Here is a 16,320-nt window from a genome sequence, read left to right as displayed (position 1 = left end):
CTCCATATATGACTGACTAGTCAGTCATAGTCAATCGAGGTTTGGATCCGGGATAGAAAACGAATTAGCGTTGACTAATGCATTAGTAATTGCTAATTGATGGATATGATCGAAGCCGCCCCAAATCCTGTCACCGCCGTGATGCGTGCCCTCGCCGATCCGACCCGCCGCGCGGTGTTCGAGCGCGTGTTCGACAGCAAGGAGATCAGCGTCGCCGAGCTGACGCGCGGCAGCGGCGTGACGCAGGGCGCGATCTCGCAGCACCTGAAATCGTTGAAGCAGGCGGGCCTCGTCGCCGAGCGCGCCGAGGGCCGCAACGTCTATTACCGCGCCGCTCCGCAAGGCCTCGAGCCGCTGGTGACCTGGATGGATCATTACGGCGTCTTCTGGCGCGAGCGCTTCCAGAATCTGCGTGACCTCTTGAAGGAGATCGACTCGTGAGTGCAGCCGAGCTGAAAGCCGAGACCCAAGAAAACATTCAAGAAAACATTCAAGAAAACATCCGGGACATCGTCATCGATGAGGTACTCCCTCATGCGCCGGAGACGGTCTGGAAGGTGCTGACCAGTGCGCAACTGATCGCGCGCTGGCTGATGAAGCCGACCGGCTTTGAAGCCGTCGAAGGCAAGGCCTTCACGTTCCAGACCACGCCGGGCGGCAATTGGGACGGCGTCATCCATTGCCGCGTCCTGGAGGTCGTGGCTCACAGACGCCTCGTCTACGCCTGGAAGGGCGGCGATGAGCGCAATACCGGCTACGGCGCCCCGCTCGACACCGTCGTGACATGGTCCCTCACCCCGGTCGAAGCCGGCACGCGAATCCAGCTGGTTCACTCGGGCTTCGCACTGCCCAGGAACGAGAGTGCCTACACCGTCATGAGCGGCGGCTGGAAGAAGGTCGTCCGGCAGCTCGACGAGATCAGCGGCGAAGGCAAGTAACAGGACAGCTGAGGAGTGATCACGATGGACAAGCCCTATACCGGCGGCTGCGCCTGCGGCGCGATCCGCTATTCGATTGCCGGCGAGCCCCTGTTCGCGAACCATTGCCAATGCCGGGACTGCCAGCGTGAAAGCGGCAGCGGCCACGGCTCGTACGCCACGTTCGCGCGCGCCGGTGTCACCGTGACAGGCGAGGCCAGGAGATGGGACATGGTCGGCGACAGCGGCAATGTGAAGACGCGCGCCTTCTGCCCCACATGCGGCCTGGCCGTTTACATGACCTTCGCGGCGATGCCCGACATTTTCACCATCCGCGCCGCGAGCCTCGACGAGCCCGCACGTTACCAGCCGCAAGCGGTCACTTACGCTGCGCGCGCGTATGCCTGGGATCATCTCGATGCGGGGTTGACGAAGTTCGAGACGATGCCCCCCGGTTAAGACGTTTGGTGCGCTCCCTCTCCCGCTTGCTTGCGGGAGAGGTTTGCGGCCAGCAGCTTCTATCTCAACTATGAAACTTCAATCCATCGACGATCTTGTCGATCACCTTGCGATCGGCGCGCATCGCGATGCCGACGAGATTGAGATCGGCACGCGCAACCGCCTTCACCGCCTCGCGATTGGCGGCATCATGCGCGGTCTTGAACATGTCGTCGGTATAGACCGCCGGCGTGACGTTGCGCGTGAGTGCACGATCGAGTGCACGCGACAACGCCGGACCATCGGCACCATAGATCAGGATCGGCTGGCCGATTAGCGCAAGATATTTCGTCGCCGAGGCGTCCTCATAGGCATCGCCGATGCACTCCGGAAAGGCGGCCGCAACACCGCTCGTCAGGAACGATGCGACATTGAGCTTCTGCCAGGTCTGGAGGTCGTTGCGAATGACAACGGCAATCTTGGTGTCGAACTGCATGAATTCTCCCAACACACAACCAAGCGTCGGGAAAGAAAAGAAGATTCCTCGTGCGCCCGGCGGCGGACATGAACGTAACCCGGATTGACCCATCGATCACAGCTCGGAAATTTCAATGGAGATGCGACCGGCTGCGCTTCTCCCCGCGCGTCAACTCGGGTATATGTCGGCGCCCTGTCACCGAACTGTCATAAAGCGTGCATGTCCGAAACTGGCGCAATCAAGCGAGCCCTCGAACCAGTACAACGGCTTGCGAAAGCCAGCGGTCATCCGATCGCCGAGGAAGGGAAGAAATCCAGCTTCGTTGTTCCCGCCATTGGTAAGGCGCCCGGTTCCGTGCTTCCTGACAACGCATCTTCGCACACCGAGTCTTTGCACACCGAGTCTTTGCTGGCTGGCCTCTCCGGTGATGAAGCTCGAGCGAAGACGCCTGCATCGGAACCCCCGCCTTCCCGCGACGCCGGGCCACCCACCACCGAAATCGAACTCAAGCTGATCGTGGCTCCCGATCGCCTCGCGGGTTTCAACGATGCGCCGATCATCGCGACGAATATGCGCAACAAGGGGACGCGCAAGCATCTCAAGGCCGTGTATTATGACACGCCCAAGCGCGCGCTCCGGCGCGACGGGTTCAGCTTCAGGGTTCGCCAGAGCGGCGCGCGATTCACGCAGACGGTGAAAGCCGAATTCGGCAACGATCCGCTGCGCCGTGGCGAGTGGGAGGCAGCCGTCCCGTCGATGGCGCCGGACATCGCGCTGGTCATGCCGCTGGTTTCAGACAAGCTGCGAGCCGATCTCGAACGTCACCCGGTCGAGGCCGTCTTCAGCAGCGACGTTCACCGGCATCAGCGCCTCGTCGACTTGCCGTCCGGCACCATCGAGGTCGCCTTCGATCAGGGCTATCTGACATCCGGCGATCGCTCGCTGCCGGTGAGCGAGATCGAGCTGGAGCTCAAGAGCGGTAGCCCGTCCGCCATCTGGGAGTTGGCGCTGCGGCTCGCCGAGCATGGTTCCGTGAAACCTTCGATCCGGACCAAATCGGCGCGGGGCTTTGACCTCGCGGCCGATACACCGCCGCGGGCACCGAAGCCGCCAAAGCTTCGTCTCGATCCATCGACATCGCTCGATGAGGCATTTTCCGAGATTCTGCGCTCCTGTCTTTTGCATCTGCTGCAGTCGTTGCCCGCCGCCGAGGACGGGCGCGATCCCGAGGGAATGCATCAGCTTCGCGTCGCGCTACGGCGCCTGCGATCGGCGCTCGACCTGATGCGGTCGGTGGTGTCGTTGAACAAGCTCGACCTGCTGCGCGCCGAGGCGAAGTGGCTTGCGGGGAGTCTCTCCGGCGCACGCGATTGGGACGTGTTTCGGCAGGACACGTTGCGGACCGTTGCGGATGGCTGTCCGTCGGTCGCCGGCTTCGACATGCTGGGTGAGCTCGCCGACGAGCGTCGCGCGGCCTGCTACGACAAGGCCCGCCTCGCCCTCGCCGACCGGCGATGTCAGTATTTCGTCATTAGGCTCGGCGCCTGGATCGAAGCACGTGGCTGGCGCATCGAGGTTGCTCCCGAAGGTCTGGCGCAACTGGCGGAGCCGGCGATCAATTTTGCACGAAACATCCTGTCGGCACAGCATGCGAAGGTGCTGAAGCGCGGCCGTCGCTTCAAGTCGCTGCCGATGGAGGAACGGCACCGGGTCCGTCTCGCCGCGAAGAAGTTACGCTACATCGCCGATTTTCTGCTCCCGCTCTGCGGGCAACGCAAATCCGCGCGGCGCTTCGCGCGCAGGCTCGCCGACCTCCAACAGGAACTCGGGGTCTACAACGACATGGCGACGACGACGTCATTGCTTGCGGATGTCGACGCGACATCGACCGGCGGCATGGCGGCGGCGGCGATCGCCGGCTGGCAGGCCCATGCCATGGTCGGCATCGAAGCGCGTCTGCTCAAGGCCTGGTCGGAATTCACGGGGGCCAAGGTGCCATGGTCGGTGGATGCGCAGGAGCAACCGGCAAAACTGGTGCAAGCCAACGCGGGATGGCTGCGCTAGCCCTTGATGGCTGCGCTTAGCCCGTGCTCAACCCTTGGCGTCGCAGGCCCAGGCGCGGATCACGCATTCCTTGCCGCCATATTTGTAGCATTCGCGCGTGGCGGCATTGAGCGTGGCTGAGATCTTCGGCTTCACGGCGTAGCCATAGGCGCCGCAGGGATTGGCCATGTCGACCGACATCGCCGCACAGGCGCGCTTCATCGTCACCGTCGTGCAGTCGCCCTTGCACTGCTTTTGTGCCGCGGCACGCGCCTCGTGCTCGACACCATAATCATAGGCCTGGCCAAAGGCGCCGCACTTGCCGACGGCAAACGCGCCGGCGGCATGGGCTTCGGCGATATGACGGGCACCGGCGACACAAACCGACAGCGCAAAGAAAAACATCGCGCAGCGGCGCGCGACGACGTTCGAAACCATGGAAAAGCCCCTCCCCCCAAGGCAGGTGCGGAGGACTCTAAGCGGCGGACCGTTTCCAGATGGTGAACGAGTGGTCGAAACGGGACGATTGCGAGGTGCCGTAGGGTGGGCAAAGCGTAGTGTGCCCACCAATTCAACGGCTCAGCGCGGAGGGATGGTGGGCACGGCGCGGCGCGCCTTTGCCCACCCTACTGCACCGTCATCCCCGTCTTGCTGCCTCCAGCGCCTGCGGCGTGTCGATGTCGAGGAAGGCGCCCTCGCCGTCGACGGGCACCTCGGTCACTGCTTCGGAGTGCTTGGCAATCAAATGCCGCGCGCCGACGTCGCCGTCGAGCGTCATCAGCTCCCCAAAGAAGCGGCGCGACCACAGCACGGGATTGCCGCGGCGGCCGTCGCTGACGGGCACGACGATGAGATTGCCGCGGTCCGGCGCAAAGCCGTCGATGAGACGGTCGATCAGGCCGGCGTCGATCAGTGGCATGTCGCCGAGGCAGACCACGGCGCCGTCGCTCGCGTCAGACACGGCCGCGATACCGGCCTTGACCGAGCTCGCAATGCCACCGGCGAAATCCGGATTCCTGGCGAAACGCACCTTCAGGCCCTCGAGCGCCTGCTCGACCAGCTCGGTCTGATGGCCGGTGACGACGATCACCTCGGATGCTCTCGAGGCCAGCGCCTGCTCGGTTGCGATCCGCACCAGCTTCTTGCCGTCGAGCTCGGCCAGCAGCTTGTTCGGCCCGCCCATGCGGGTCGAGCGCCCGGCGGCGAGCATGATGGCGGCGACCCGGCTGTTGCCCTCGATCTCCGGCTTGGCGCGCGGCTGCGGCCGAGTCACGATCTCCATCAGGAGGCCGCCGACGCCCATGCCCATCAGCTCGGAGCGCGTCACCTTGATGCCGGCGAGCAGTCGCATCAGCACCCAGTCAAAACCGTTCTCGACCGGCGAACGTGCGCAGCCCGGCGCTCCCAGCACCGGCACGCTGCCGGCGCGCGCGATCAGAAGCAGATTGCCGGGATCGACCGGCATGCCGAAATGCTCGATCTCGCCGCCGATCTCGGTGACCGCGGCCGGGATCACGTCGCGGCGGTCGGCGATCGCCGACGCGCCGAACACGATCACGAGCTCGGCGCCGAGGGCGAGCAATTCCTTGATTGCCGCCGACAGCGCGCGCTCGTCATGCTGCACGCGACGCTCGGCGATGATGCCGGCGCCGGCCGGCGCGAGGCGCTCGGCGGTGACGCGCAGCGTCTTGTCGACCACTTTGGAGGACAAGCCCGGCAGCAGGGTCGAGACCACGCCGACGCGCTTGATGACGTAGGGCGCGATTTTCAGCACGTCCTTGCCGGCGGCCTTCACCGCGGCATCGCGCAAGTCTCCTTCAACGCCGAACGGGATGATCTTGACGGTGCCGACCATCTCGCCTTCGACCACCGGCTTGTAGGCGGCGAGCGTGGCGAAGGTGATGGCCTCGTCGATATTGTTGATGCGGTCGACCGCGGCGCGGTCGATCACCAGCAGACCCGGGCGCGCGGCAAACAGATTGGCGCGGCCGGTGAAGGCGCGCTCGACATGAATGCCCTCGCCGCCGATCGCAAGTGCAATGCTGGCGGCCGCGACGTCCTCGGTGACGTCGCCCTCCTCCATCCGGACCACCACGACGTCCTTGATGCCGGCGCGCGTCAGCGCCTCGACCTCGGCGGGCCCGATCGTCGTGCCCTTCTTCAGCACCAGCGGACCCTGGCGCAGGGTGTGGACGGTCACCCCGCCGATCGCTTCCCTGGGGCTCGCCGGACCGAACTTCATGCCGCTTCTTCTTTTTCTTTTGGCGGCAGCCGGAGCACCGCGGTGATCTCGGCCATGATCGACACCGCGATCTCGGACGGCGAGACCGCGCCGATCGCAAGCCCAATGGGCGCGTGGATGCGCGCGATGTCGGTGTCCCTGGCGCCCTGCGCCCGCAGCCGGTCGCCGCGCTTGGCGTGCGTCTTCCGCGAGCCGAGCGCGCCGATATAGAAGCAGTTGCGCTCGAACGCGTGCAGCAGTGCGGGGTCGTCGATCTTCGGATCGTGCGTCACCGCGACGAAGGCGGTGTAGGCATCGACGTTGAGCGGCGGCAGCGCCGTATCCGGCCACTCCGCGACCAGGGGAATATCGGGGAAGCGCTCGGGGCTCGCAAAGGCGGTGCGCGGATCGACTACGGTGACGTCGTAGCCGAGCGAGCGCGCCAGCGGCGCCAGCGCCTGGCTGATATGGACCGCGCCGACGATGACGAGCTTTGCGGTCGGCGCGTAGACGTTGAGGAACAGCTTCTTGCCGCCGGCCTCGACATTGCCGCTCTTGCCCATGCGGAGCTGCTTGTCCAGCTCGGCGCGCAGCGGATCCTTGGTGAAATCCGCAGCCTTCACCAGGCGCTGCTCGCCGCTTTCGGTGTCGGTCACCAAAATCACGGGCCGGCGCGCGGCGCGCTCGGCATTGAGTTCGTGCAGGATTGCGAGCTTCACGGCTAGCCGACCTTCTCGACGAAGACGCGGATGGTGCCGCCGCAGGACAGCCCGACATTCCAGGCGGTCTCGTCCGCGACGCCGAACTCGAGCATCCTGGGCTTGCCGCTCTCGATCACGTCCATGGCCTCTGTGACCACAGCGCCTTCGACGCAGCCGCCGGAGACCGAGCCGAGAAACGTGCCCTCGTCGTTGATGACGAGGCTCGAGCCCGCCGGGCGCGGGGCCGATCCCCAGGTCTCGACCACGGTTGCCAGCGCCACGCCACGGCCGGCCTTCTGCCAGTCCTCCGCCGCCTTCAGAATATCCTCGTCGCGATCGAGCATGGCTTTGCCTCTCAGGCTGCGGGGCGGATCAGGCTGCGGTGATGCGGCGGCAGCGGCCGGGACAGCGTGGTGATCAGCTCCTGGATAGAGCTCAAATTATGCACGGGACGAAATTCGTCAACGTGCGGGAGCATCATTTTGATGCCCTGGGCCTTGGCCTCGAAGCCGCCGAACCGCAGCAGCGGGTTCAGCCAGATCAGCCGCCGGCAGGACCGGTGCAGCCGGTCCATCTCGAAGGCCAGCCTGGAATCGGCCTCCCGCTCCAGCCCGTCGGAAATCAGCAGCACGATGGCGCCCTGGCTCAGCACCCGCCGCGCCCACAATTTGTTGAAGTTGTGCAGCGAGGCCGAGATCCGCGTACCGCCGGCCCAGTCCTCGACTGCCGCCGAGCAGCTTGCCAGCGCCTCGTCCGGATCGCGCTGGCGTAACGCGCGTGTCACATTGGTGAGCCGCGTGCCGAACAGGAACACCGAGACGCGTTTTCGCGCGTCCCCGACAGCGTGCAGGAAGTGCAGGAACAGGCGGGTATACTCGCTCATCGATCCCGAGATATCGAGCAGCGCCACGATCGGGGCCGGCTTCTCGATCCGCCCGAGGCGATGGAGGTCGATGATATCGCCGCCGGTGCGTAACGACGCGCGCAGCGTCCGGCGCATGTCGAGCCGCAGGCCGCGCGGATCGGGCTGGTGCCGGCGCGTCAACAGCTCCGCCTGCGGCAGCCGCATCATCTCGATGGCACGGAGCGCCTCGACGATCTCGGCTGCGCTCATCTGCGCAAAATCCTTCTTCTGAAGGATCTCCTTGTCGGAGACCGACAGGCGCAGATCCTGCTCCTGGTGCTGCTGCGTCTCCGTCATCCGCGGTTGCGACATCGCCTCCTGGACGCGGCGCGAGGCGGCCGGCGGTTTTTTCTTGGCGCCATCCGGCAGCGGCACCGAATCCAGCATGTGCTTCCACTCTTCGGAGGCGCGGAAGAACAGGTTGAAGGCCTGCTTGAAGATCAGTGCATGCTCGTGGCGCTTGACGAAGATCGCCTCCAGCGTGGTGAAGACGTCGGCGCGGCTGCCGATGTCGATCACCTGCAGCGCGTTCATTGCATCGATCACCGCGCCTGGACCAACCGGCATGCCGGTCGCCCGCAGCGCACGCGCAAAGCCGACGATATTGTCGGCGAACTGCTCGGTCTGCTCAGGCGCGAGGTGGTTGATGGCCATGGTCTGCCGTGTCCCTGCCGTCATTCCGGGGCGATGCGCAGCATTGAACCCGGAATCCATTCATCCGCCGTCACCGCTGCACCATTGATTCCGGGTTCGCGCTACGCGCGCCCCGGAATGACGAGCTAGTCGCTCGTCGCTTCCTTCAGCACCTTCTGCAGGGTGTCGCCCTGCATCCGCGTGATGTCGTCCTGGTATTTGAGCAGTGCGCCCAGCGTGTCACCGACCACTTGCGGGGTCAGCGAGCGGGCGTCGAGCTCGGACAGAGCAGTGGCCCAGTCGATGGTCTCGGCGACACCAGGCGACTTGTAGAAGTCCTGGTTGCGCAGCGCCTGCACGAAGCGCACGACCTGCTGCGACAGCTTTGCCGAGATGCCCGGCACGCGCGACTTGACGATCGCGAGCTCGCGATCGGCGGCGGGATAATCGACCCAGTGATAGAGACAGCGCCGCTTCAGCGCGTCGTGAATCTCGCGGGTGCGGTTGGAGGTGATGATGACGATCGGCGGATGCGGCGCCTTCACGGTGCCGAATTCGGGGATCGTCACCTGGAAGTCGCTGAGGATTTCCAGGAGATAGGCTTCGAATGCTTCGTCGGCACGGTCGAGCTCGTCGATCAGCAGCACCGGCGGACCGGCAACGTCGGGCTCCAGCGCCTGCAGCAGCGGCCGCTTGATCATGTAGCGGTCGGCAAAAATATCGCTCGAGAGCTGATCGCGATCGGTATCGCCGGCGGCTTCCGCCATCCGGATCGCGATCATCTGCGCGGCGCTGTTCCACTCATAGACCGCCGAGGAGACGTCGAGGCCTTCGTAGCACTGCAGGCGAATCAGCTTCCGCCCCAGCGCCGCCGACAGCACCTTTGCGATCTCGGTCTTGCCGACACCGGCCTCGCCTTCGAGAAACAGCGGCCGCCCCATCCGTAGCGAGAGATACGTCACCGTCGCCAGCGACCGCTCGGCGAGATAGCCGCGCGAGGTCAAAAGTTCGAGCATCGCATCGACCGATGCCGGCAAGGTCGCTGAAGTCATGAAAAAGCCAGTCTCACTACGCCCTCACAAAGGGCAAGTATTGGGCCAGATCGTGAGGCCCACTCATTCCTTGGCGTTGGCGGCGTCGAGGGCGCGCCGCGTCAGCACGCCGATCAGATGGGCGCGGTATTCGGCGCTGCCGTGGATGTCGCTGTTCAGCCCTTCCGCCGGCACCTCGATGCCCTCGAGCACCTTCGACGAGAACCGCTTCTTCAGCGCTTCCTCAAAAGCCTCGATGCGAAACACGCCGTCCGAGCCGGCGCCGGTCACGGCGACTCGCACGTCAGAGGGCCGCCGTGCCACGAACACGCCGACCAGCGCATAGCGCGAGGCCTGGTTGCGGAACTTGATATAGGCCGCCTTCTTCGGCAGCGGGAACATCACCTTGGTGATGATCTCGTCGGCTTCCAGCGCGGTCGTGAACAGACCCTGGAAATACTCCTCGGCCTTGAGGCGGCGCTTGTTGGTGACGATGGTCGCGCCGAGTGCGAGCACGGCGGCCGGATAATCCGCGGTCGGATCGTTGTTGGCGAGCGAGCCGCCGATCGTGCCCTTGTGGCGCACGGCGGGATCGCCGATCTGGCTGGCGAGATCGGCCAGTGCCGGGATCGCCTCGCCGACGATGGCGGAGGTCGCGACCTCGGCGTGCCTGGCGGTGGCGCCGATCACCAGCGAACGGCCCTTCATCTCGATCGTGTTCAGCCCCTCGATGTGGGAGAGGTCGACCAGATGCGGGGGGCTTGCGAGCCGCTGCTTCATGACCGGAATCAGCGTGTGACCGCCGGCGATCACCTTGGCGTCTTCGTTCTTCACCAGGAGGTTGGCAGCCTGCCGCACGGTCCCGGGGCGATGGTATTTGAATTCGTACATGAGGGTGTCCTGATCGCGGAGGGCGCGCGGTTACGCGAGATCGGATTTCGCCATCGCCTTCGCGCCGGCGGCGATCGAGGCGACGATGTTCTGGTAGCCGGTGCAGCGGCAGAGATTGCCTTCCAGCTCCTCGCGGATGGTGTGATCGTCGACCTCGTGGCCCTTGCGATGCACGATATCGATCGCGGTCATGATCATGCCGGGTGTGCAGAAGCCGCACTGCAGGCCATGATGCTCGCGGAAGGCTTCCTGCATCGGATGCAGCGGCGCGCCATCGGCCGCCAGGCCCTCGATGGTCTTGACCTCGTGGCCGTCGGCCATCACGGCCAGCGTGGTGCAGGACTTCACGGCCTTGCCGTCGAGATGCACCACACAGGCGCCGCACTGCGAGGTGTCGCAGCCGACATGGGTACCCGTCAGCCGCAGATTCTCGCGCAGGAACTGCACCAGAAGCGTACGCGGGTCGACATTGCCGGTAACAGGATTGCCATTCACGATGAGGGAGATTTTTGCCATAAGCACTCTCTATCAGCGCCCCGACGGGTCCCGTCGAAGCGGTTCTTATAATTATTCCAACCCATCATATGGGCCATTATGCCCTGGGGCAACATCACCCCGGACGCAAGGCGCCATGCCGAAAGACGATAGCCTTCAGCCCTGTACCGCCTTGGCGAAATTCGCGAAAAACTCGTCGGCCAGCTTCTTGGCGGTGCCGTTGATCAGGCGCTGCCCGAGCTGCGCCAACTTGCCGCCGATCTGCGCCTCAACGTCGTAAGACAGCAGCGTGCCGCCGTCCTTCTCCGCGAGCTTGACCACGGCGCCGCCCTTGGCAAAGCCGGCCACCCCGCCCTCGCCTTCGCCTGAGATCTTGTAGCCGTTCGGCGGGTCGAGATCGCTCAGCGTGACCTTGCCCTTGAAGCGCGCCGAGACCGGACCGACCTTCATCTTCGCCGTTGCGCGAAAACCGCCGTCGTCGGTCTTCTCCAGCTCCTCGCAGCCGGGGATGCAGGCCTTGAGCACCGAGGGGTCGTTGAGCTTCTCCCACACGGCCTCGCGTGGCGCCGCAAGCTGGACTTCGCCGTTCATTGTCATGGCCATGGGGCGTCTCCGGGGATATCGAAGCTGGATCGCATCTGAATAATATTGCTCAAGTAACGCACGGAGGCCGCAAAGGAAAGGGCAGCCCCCGGTCACGTGCAATGCATATTCGCACCTGCAAAATGCCTTGTGCGGTCGGTCAGGGATTGGCAGAGCCGAAGCATGGTGATTAGGTCCGGCGCAACATGAGCACAGCCCTTTCCCCCCTGCTTGCGCCGATGCTGTCGAGCGCAGCCATGCGCGTCGTCTGCGACGACCGGTCCACGCTCCAGAACATGCTCGATTTCGAGGCAGCCCTGGCCCGGGCCGAGGCCGCCGCGGGTGTGATTCCCGTATCCGCGGTAAGCCCGATCGAAGCCGCCTGCAAGGCCGACAGCTTTGACATGGCCGCGCTGGCCGAGGCCGCAACCCGGTCGGGCAATCTCGCGATCCCCCTGGTCAAGGCGCTGACCGCCAATGTCGGCAAGGCCGACAGCGAGGCTGCGCGTTACGTGCATTGGGGCGCCACCAGCCAGGACGTCATCGATACCGCAACCATGCTCGGCTTGCGCGCTGCAATCGATGCGCTGGACGCCGATCTCAGCCGTGCCATCAAGGGTTTTGCGGCACTTGCCCGCGCCCATCGCAACACCGCGATGGTGGCACGGACCTGGCTTCAGCACGCGCTGCCGATGCCGTTCGGGCTGAAGGCCGCCGAATACGCCTCGAGCCTCGCCCGCGCCCGCTGCCGGCTGCGGCGGCTCCGCCGCGAGGGCCTTGCGCTGCAATTCGGCGGCGCCGCCGGCACGCTCGCAGCCCTCGGCGACAACGGGCTCGCGGTGGCCGAACGGCTGGCGCAGGAGCTGAACCTGCCGCTGCCGGAAGCGCCCTGGCATACCCATCGCGACCGCATCGCGGAGGCCGCTTCAAGCTTCGCGATTCTCGCCGGAAGCTGCGGCAAGATCGCGCGCGACGTCTCGCTGATGATGCAGACCGACGTCGGCGAAGCGTTCGAGCCCGCCGGCGAGGGCCGCGGCGGGTCCTCGACCATGCCGCACAAGCGCAACCCGGTCGCAGCCGCAAGCGCGCTCGGCTGCGCGACCATGGCCCCGCAACTCGCCGCGACGATCTTTGCAGCCCAGGTGCAGGACCACGAGCGCAGCGCCGGGCCCTGGCATGCGGAATGGCCGACGCTGCCGCAATTGATGCTGGTCACCTCGGGCGCGCTTGCGGCCATCGTCGACATCGCCGAGGGGCTGGATGTCGATGCCGCGCGCATGCGCAGCAATCTCGACGCGACGCACGGGCTGATCATGGCGGAAGCCGTCACCTTTGCGCTCGCCGATAAGATCGGCAAGAGCGACGCGCATCATCTGATCGAGGCCGCGAGCAAGCGCGCGGTTGCCGAGAAGAAACATCTGCGCGAAATTCTCGCCGCCGATTCGCAGGTCGCTGCGCATCTGACGCCCGAGAAAATAACGGCATTGTTTGAGCCGATGGCCTATCAAGGGATGTCGCAGGCCTTGATCGACCGGCTGCTCGACAGCCTCGACCGCGAATAGAGCAACCCTGAGCGGAAATAAAACGGAGACGCCGCATGCCCATGATCGATGCCGACGGTTGCCTGATCAACGTCTCCGTCGAGGGCCGCGACGGCGGGCCGACCTTGATGCTCTCCAACTCGCTCGGCTGTACGCTGCAGATGTGGGAGCCGCAGATGAAGGCGCTGACCCAGGTGTTCCGCGTCATCCGCTACGACCGCCGCGGCCACGGCAAGTCCAAGGTGCCGCCCCCTCCCTATTCGATGGAACGTTTCGGCCGCGACGTGCTTGCGATCCTCGACGATCTCAACATCGAAAAGGTGCATTGGTGCGGCCTGTCGATGGGCGGAATGGTCGGGCAATGGCTGGGCGCCAACGCGCCGGAGCGCTTCGGCAAGCTCATCCTCGCCAATACCTCCTGCTATTACGCCGAGCCGACCAAATGGCTGGAGCGTATCGACGCCGTGAAGAAGGGCGGCATCGCCGCGGTCGCCGACGGCGTGATCGCCGGCTGGCTCACCCAGGATTTCCGCGAGCGCGAACCTGACATCGCCGCCAGGATGAAGGCGATGCTGCTCGCGACCCCGGTCGAGGGCTATCTCGCCTGCTGCGAGGCGCTATCGACCCTCGACCAGCGCGCGCTGCTGCCTGCCATCAAGAACCCGACGCTGGTGATCGCCGGCCGCCACGATCAGGCAACCCCGATTTCTGCAGGCGAGCTGATCCGCTCGAACATTCCCGGCGCCAGCATGACCATCATCGATGCCGCTCACATTTCCAATGTCGAGCAGCCGCACGCGTTCACCGACGCGGTCGTGGGCTTCTTGACGCAACGCTGATCTCACAACGCCGTCATTGCGAGCGCAGCGAAGCAATCCAGAAATCCCTCCGCAGCGGCAGACTGGATTGCTTCGCTACGCTCGCAATGACGAAGGAGGAAACAACATGGACGACCAGAAGCGCCGCGATGCCGGCATGAACGTGCGCCGAAAAGTGCTGGGCAATGCCTGGGTCGACAAGTCGATCGCCAACCGCAACGCCTTCAACACCGACTTCCAGGACATGATCACCCGCTACGCCTGGGGCGAGATCTGGACGCGGCCGCATTTCGATGAGCGCACGCGGCGGGTTCTGGTGATCGGCACCATGGTCGCGCTTGGGCAATGGGACGAATTCCGCCTGCACGTGCGCGCGGCGCTCGCCGAGGGCGGCTTCACCCCCGACGACATCAAGGAAATTTTGCTGCAGCAGGCGATCTATTGCGGCGTTCCGGCGGCGAACCACGCCGTCAAGGAAGCCTCAGCGATTGTGCAGGAGCTCGGCCTGCTCGATACCTAGCGGCGCGGTGTCCGCGACGTCGACGGTCTTCGGCGCAGCAGCCGGCCGCTCGATCACCAGCACGACCGCCGCACCGAGCAGCAGAAGGAGCTCGGTGGCGTGCAGCCGAAGCGCGGCCATCTCGCCGACCTTCGAGGCCATCACCATGCTCACAAACGAGATCAGGCTGCCGATCGCGAGCGCAATGCCAAGCGTCTCGTCGCTGGCTCCGCTCTTGCGGGTGCGCGGAATGGCGAGCAGCGCAAGATAGATCGCGAAGAACGCCACCACGGTCAGGCGCCCGAGCGCCAGCAGCCAGGCGGCGCGCACCGTGCTCAGGCCGGACATCTGAAGCTGGTCGCTGAGGAACAGCGCCACGGCAACGCTCGGCCGCTCGTAGAGGCCGTGCACCGGCGCCACCATGATGTTGAAGGCGACCATCGTCCAGGCCGGAATGAAATAAGCCGCCAGCAGCGCGCCGTTGACCGAGCCGATCCGCCAATTCCTGAACATGCCGCTTCCCGCTTCGCCTGCACCACGCCTTCGGACGGAAGGCTTTGCCGGGGAGCTAACTCGCATCGGACTGTGGCGGCAATTTAAACCCTTTGTTTACCTTAATCGCCCGGCTGGCCAGTTCATTCAAAAAAGGCCCCGCCTTTCGGCGGGACCCGCTTCACTTCATTAGCCCTGTTCGCTTCATTAGCCTTGGCTCTCGGCTCCCTAATTGTCCTGACCGTGCTGGCCACCCTGCTGGTGGCCGGGCTTGTCGCCCTGGCGCATCGGGTCGTTCTGCTGCTGCTGTCCGGGTTTCTGCCCACCGCCTTGCTGCTGCCCTGGTTGCTGGCTTGGGCGCTGCTGGCCGGGACTCTGGTTCTGCTGGCCCGGATTCTGGTTCTGCTGCTTCGTCATTGGGGGGAAACTCCCTTGTTGGACGTCAGTCCGTGACAACAAGCGGCAGCCGATTTAGTTGCCGCGCGGAACCTGGTTCCTCGCAATGCGGGGAACCGGGATATGACAGCCGTAGCCGAAATGATCTCTGTACAAGCCTTTATGCCGAGGCAATGGCCAGTTGCAGCCACCAGTTCCCTGCTGTTACAAAACGGGAAGAACGCTCGAGGGCTGCCGGGGCCCGAGAAGAAACTTAAGCACTCTCTCGAAGACCTCCCTTTGAGTCGCGTCAGGTTTGGGTAACGGCAGCCTATGGATTATTTCGCCCAGCAGCTCATCAACGGCCTCGTGCTCGGCTCCATCTACGGCCTGATCGCGATCGGCTACACGATGGTCTACGGCATCGTCGGCATGATCAATTTCGCCCATGGCGACATCTTCATGATCGGCGGCTTCATTGCGCTAATCACCTTCCTGATCCTGATCTCGCTCGGCCTGACCGCGATCCCGGTGATCCTGCTGGTCGTGCTGCTGGTCTCGATGGCGATCACGGCACTCTATGGCTGGACCATCGAGCGCATCGCCTACCGGCCGCTGCGCCATTCCTTCCGCCTCGCGCCGATGCTGTCGGCGATCGGCATGTCCTTCGTGCTGACCAACTACTCGCAGATAGCGCAGGGCGCGCGCGTCAAGCCGATCCCGCCCTTCATCACCGGCGGCTACACGCTGCATGAGAGCGCCGACGGCTTCGTGATCCAGCTCTCCAACATCCAGATCATGGTGGTCATCACCACCATCGTGCTGCTTGGAATCTTCACCTGGCTGGTCTCGCGCACACGGCTCGGGCGCGACATGCGCGCCTGCGAGCAGGACCAGACCATGGCTGCGCTGCTCGGCGTCGACGTCGACCGCACCATCTCCATGACCTTCGTGATCGGCGCTGCGCTCGCCGCGGTCGCCGGCCTGATGTACCTGCTCTATTATGGCCTGGTCGATTTCTTCATGGGCTTCGTCGCCGGCATCAAGGCCTTCACCGCCGCTGTGCTCGGGGGCATCGGTTCACTGCCCGGCGCCATGCTCGGCGGACTCGCGATCGGCCTGATCGAGACGTTCTGGTCGGCCTATTTCTCGGTCGAGTACAAGGACGTCGCCGCGTTCTCGATCCTGATCGTCGTGCTGATTTTCATGCCGACCGGCCTGCTTGGCCGTCCCGAAGTCGAAAAAGTCTGACGGACCGCCC

The 16,320-nt window shown here is 64.8% G+C and carries 20 protein-coding genes; 9 read left to right on the top strand and 11 right to left on the bottom strand.

All coding sequences use genetic code 11. The annotated features are described in order from the left end of the window. Positions 1-105: 105 nt before the first annotated feature. The 3 genes from FXB38_RS14565 to FXB38_RS14555 are packed head-to-tail and all read left to right on the top strand — an operon-like array spanning position 106 to position 1,376. A complete protein-coding gene (locus FXB38_RS14565) occupies positions 106-441 on the top strand; it encodes an ArsR/SmtB family transcription factor (protein WP_148751523.1) in 336 nt (111 codons plus the stop codon). Further along, on the top strand, positions 438-938 hold the full coding sequence (locus FXB38_RS14560; RefSeq protein ID WP_430640172.1) for an SRPBCC family protein: 501 nt from the start codon (positions 438-440) through the stop codon (positions 936-938). The genes FXB38_RS14565 and FXB38_RS14560 overlap by 4 nt, the downstream gene beginning before the upstream one ends. A gap of 24 nt (positions 939-962) precedes the next feature. Further along, positions 963-1,376: a GFA family protein gene (locus tag FXB38_RS14555; RefSeq protein ID WP_148751522.1), complete on the top strand. Its 414-nt coding sequence runs from the start codon at positions 963-965 to the stop codon at positions 1,374-1,376. 64 nt (positions 1,377-1,440) lie between these two features. Here FXB38_RS14555 and FXB38_RS14550 read toward each other — a convergent pair whose 3' ends face one another. Beyond that, the gene (locus FXB38_RS14550) at positions 1,441-1,851 is read right to left on the bottom strand and encodes a DUF2000 family protein (protein WP_187434873.1); all 411 of its coding nucleotides are present in this window, start codon (positions 1,849-1,851) and stop codon (positions 1,441-1,443) included. A gap of 201 nt (positions 1,852-2,052) precedes the next feature. Between FXB38_RS14550 and FXB38_RS14545 the strand changes: the two genes are divergently transcribed. After that, positions 2,053-3,897, top strand: coding sequence for a CYTH and CHAD domain-containing protein (locus FXB38_RS14545; RefSeq protein ID WP_148751521.1), 1,845 nt, complete (start codon positions 2,053-2,055; stop codon positions 3,895-3,897). 27 nt (positions 3,898-3,924) lie between these two features. Here the strand turns inward: FXB38_RS14545 and FXB38_RS14540 are convergent, their stop codons facing one another. The 9 genes from FXB38_RS14540 to FXB38_RS14500 all read right to left on the bottom strand — a co-directional run bounded on the left by FXB38_RS14540 (position 3,925) and on the right by FXB38_RS14500 (position 11,355). Further along, a complete protein-coding gene (locus FXB38_RS14540) occupies positions 3,925-4,314 on the bottom strand; it encodes a DUF4189 domain-containing protein (RefSeq protein WP_148751520.1) in 390 nt (129 codons plus the stop codon). A gap of 199 nt (positions 4,315-4,513) precedes the next feature. Then, the gene (locus FXB38_RS14535; RefSeq protein ID WP_148751519.1) at positions 4,514-6,118 is read right to left on the bottom strand and encodes an NTP transferase domain-containing protein; all 1,605 of its coding nucleotides are present in this window, start codon (positions 6,116-6,118) and stop codon (positions 4,514-4,516) included. Beyond that, positions 6,115-6,816 (bottom strand): XdhC family protein, encoded by a 702-nt coding sequence (locus FXB38_RS14530; protein WP_148751518.1) that lies wholly within the window; start codon positions 6,814-6,816, stop codon positions 6,115-6,117. The genes FXB38_RS14535 and FXB38_RS14530 overlap by 4 nt, the downstream gene beginning before the upstream one ends. Before the next feature lie 2 nt (positions 6,817-6,818). Continuing rightward, complete coding sequence (locus FXB38_RS14525) at positions 6,819-7,142, bottom strand: XdhC family protein (protein WP_148751517.1); 324 nt, start codon at positions 7,140-7,142, stop codon at positions 6,819-6,821. An 11-nt stretch (positions 7,143-7,153) separates the two neighbouring features. Next, positions 7,154-8,356: a vWA domain-containing protein gene (locus FXB38_RS14520; RefSeq protein ID WP_187434872.1), complete on the bottom strand. Its 1,203-nt coding sequence runs from the start codon at positions 8,354-8,356 to the stop codon at positions 7,154-7,156. Positions 8,357-8,481: 125 nt separating this feature from the next. Continuing rightward, positions 8,482-9,387, bottom strand: coding sequence for an AAA family ATPase (locus FXB38_RS14515; RefSeq protein ID WP_148751516.1), 906 nt, complete (start codon positions 9,385-9,387; stop codon positions 8,482-8,484). A gap of 63 nt (positions 9,388-9,450) precedes the next feature. After that, positions 9,451-10,257 (bottom strand): FAD binding domain-containing protein, encoded by an 807-nt coding sequence (locus tag FXB38_RS14510; protein ID WP_148751515.1) that lies wholly within the window; start codon positions 10,255-10,257, stop codon positions 9,451-9,453. A gap of 30 nt (positions 10,258-10,287) precedes the next feature. Next, a complete protein-coding gene (locus tag FXB38_RS14505; protein WP_148751514.1) occupies positions 10,288-10,773 on the bottom strand; it encodes a (2Fe-2S)-binding protein in 486 nt (161 codons plus the stop codon). A 135-nt stretch (positions 10,774-10,908) separates the two neighbouring features. Continuing rightward, on the bottom strand, positions 10,909-11,355 hold the full coding sequence (locus FXB38_RS14500; protein ID WP_148751513.1) for an SRPBCC family protein: 447 nt from the start codon (positions 11,353-11,355) through the stop codon (positions 10,909-10,911). A 185-nt stretch (positions 11,356-11,540) separates the two neighbouring features. Between FXB38_RS14500 and FXB38_RS14495 the strand changes: the two genes are divergently transcribed. From FXB38_RS14495 to FXB38_RS14485, 3 genes are all read left to right on the top strand, one after another. Further along, positions 11,541-12,896, top strand: a complete 1,356-nt coding sequence (locus tag FXB38_RS14495) for a 3-carboxy-cis,cis-muconate cycloisomerase (RefSeq protein WP_148751512.1) — start codon at positions 11,541-11,543, stop codon at positions 12,894-12,896. A gap of 35 nt (positions 12,897-12,931) precedes the next feature. After that, complete coding sequence (gene pcaD, locus FXB38_RS14490; protein ID WP_148751511.1) at positions 12,932-13,714, top strand: 3-oxoadipate enol-lactonase; 783 nt, start codon at positions 12,932-12,934, stop codon at positions 13,712-13,714. A 106-nt stretch (positions 13,715-13,820) separates the two neighbouring features. Next, entirely contained in the window at positions 13,821-14,213 is a 393-nt protein-coding gene (locus FXB38_RS14485; RefSeq protein WP_148751510.1) for a carboxymuconolactone decarboxylase family protein, read from the top strand. Here the strand turns inward: FXB38_RS14485 and FXB38_RS14480 are convergent. Then, a complete protein-coding gene (locus FXB38_RS14480) occupies positions 14,175-14,705 on the bottom strand; it encodes a hypothetical protein (RefSeq protein WP_148751509.1) in 531 nt (176 codons plus the stop codon). The genes FXB38_RS14485 and FXB38_RS14480 overlap by 39 nt on opposite strands. Positions 14,706-14,927: 222 nt before the next feature. Here FXB38_RS14480 and FXB38_RS14475 point away from each other — a divergent pair, with 222 nt between their 5' ends. Then, positions 14,928-15,137, top strand: coding sequence for a hypothetical protein (locus tag FXB38_RS14475; protein WP_187434871.1), 210 nt, complete (start codon positions 14,928-14,930; stop codon positions 15,135-15,137). A gap of 255 nt (positions 15,138-15,392) precedes the next feature. Next, a complete protein-coding gene (locus FXB38_RS14470; RefSeq protein WP_148751508.1) occupies positions 15,393-16,310 on the top strand; it encodes an ABC transporter permease subunit in 918 nt (305 codons plus the stop codon). Positions 16,311-16,320 lie beyond the last annotated feature (10 nt).

Source organism: Bradyrhizobium cytisi (genome assembly GCF_008123515.1).
Lineage (GTDB): Bacteria > Pseudomonadota > Alphaproteobacteria > Rhizobiales > Xanthobacteraceae > Bradyrhizobium > Bradyrhizobium cytisi.
The sequence above is the reverse complement of the archived record's forward strand: the minus strand, read 5'-3'. Positions and strand labels throughout refer to the sequence as shown.

Coding starts and splice junctions, on each gene's coding strand:
- FXB38_RS14470 (WP_148751508.1), top strand. CDS start 15,393: ATGGATTATTTCGCCCAGCAGCTCATCAACGGCCTCGTGCTCGGCTCC.
- pcaD (WP_148751511.1), top strand. CDS start 12,932: ATGCCCATGATCGATGCCGACGGTTGCCTGATCAACGTCTCCGTCGAG.
- FXB38_RS14555 (WP_148751522.1), top strand. CDS start 963: ATGGACAAGCCCTATACCGGCGGCTGCGCCTGCGGCGCGATCCGCTAT.
- FXB38_RS14500 (WP_148751513.1), bottom strand. CDS start 11,355: ATGGCCATGACAATGAACGGCGAAGTCCAGCTTGCGGCGCCACGCGAG.
- FXB38_RS14550 (WP_187434873.1), bottom strand. CDS start 1,851: ATGCAGTTCGACACCAAGATTGCCGTTGTCATTCGCAACGACCTCCAG.
- FXB38_RS14540 (WP_148751520.1), bottom strand. CDS start 4,314: ATGGTTTCGAACGTCGTCGCGCGCCGCTGCGCGATGTTTTTCTTTGCG.
- FXB38_RS14535 (WP_148751519.1), bottom strand. CDS start 6,118: ATGAAGTTCGGTCCGGCGAGCCCCAGGGAAGCGATCGGCGGGGTGACC.
- FXB38_RS14485 (WP_148751510.1), top strand. CDS start 13,821: ATGGACGACCAGAAGCGCCGCGATGCCGGCATGAACGTGCGCCGAAAA.
- FXB38_RS14520 (WP_187434872.1), bottom strand. CDS start 8,356: ATGGCCATCAACCACCTCGCGCCTGAGCAGACCGAGCAGTTCGCCGAC.
- FXB38_RS14515 (WP_148751516.1), bottom strand. CDS start 9,387: ATGACTTCAGCGACCTTGCCGGCATCGGTCGATGCGATGCTCGAACTT.
- FXB38_RS14565 (WP_148751523.1), top strand. CDS start 106: ATGATCGAAGCCGCCCCAAATCCTGTCACCGCCGTGATGCGTGCCCTC.
- FXB38_RS14480 (WP_148751509.1), bottom strand. CDS start 14,705: ATGTTCAGGAATTGGCGGATCGGCTCGGTCAACGGCGCGCTGCTGGCG.
- FXB38_RS14525 (WP_148751517.1), bottom strand. CDS start 7,142: ATGCTCGATCGCGACGAGGATATTCTGAAGGCGGCGGAGGACTGGCAG.
- FXB38_RS14545 (WP_148751521.1), top strand. CDS start 2,053: ATGTCCGAAACTGGCGCAATCAAGCGAGCCCTCGAACCAGTACAACGG.
- FXB38_RS14505 (WP_148751514.1), bottom strand. CDS start 10,773: ATGGCAAAAATCTCCCTCATCGTGAATGGCAATCCTGTTACCGGCAAT.
- FXB38_RS14510 (WP_148751515.1), bottom strand. CDS start 10,257: ATGTACGAATTCAAATACCATCGCCCCGGGACCGTGCGGCAGGCTGCC.
- FXB38_RS14495 (WP_148751512.1), top strand. CDS start 11,541: ATGAGCACAGCCCTTTCCCCCCTGCTTGCGCCGATGCTGTCGAGCGCA.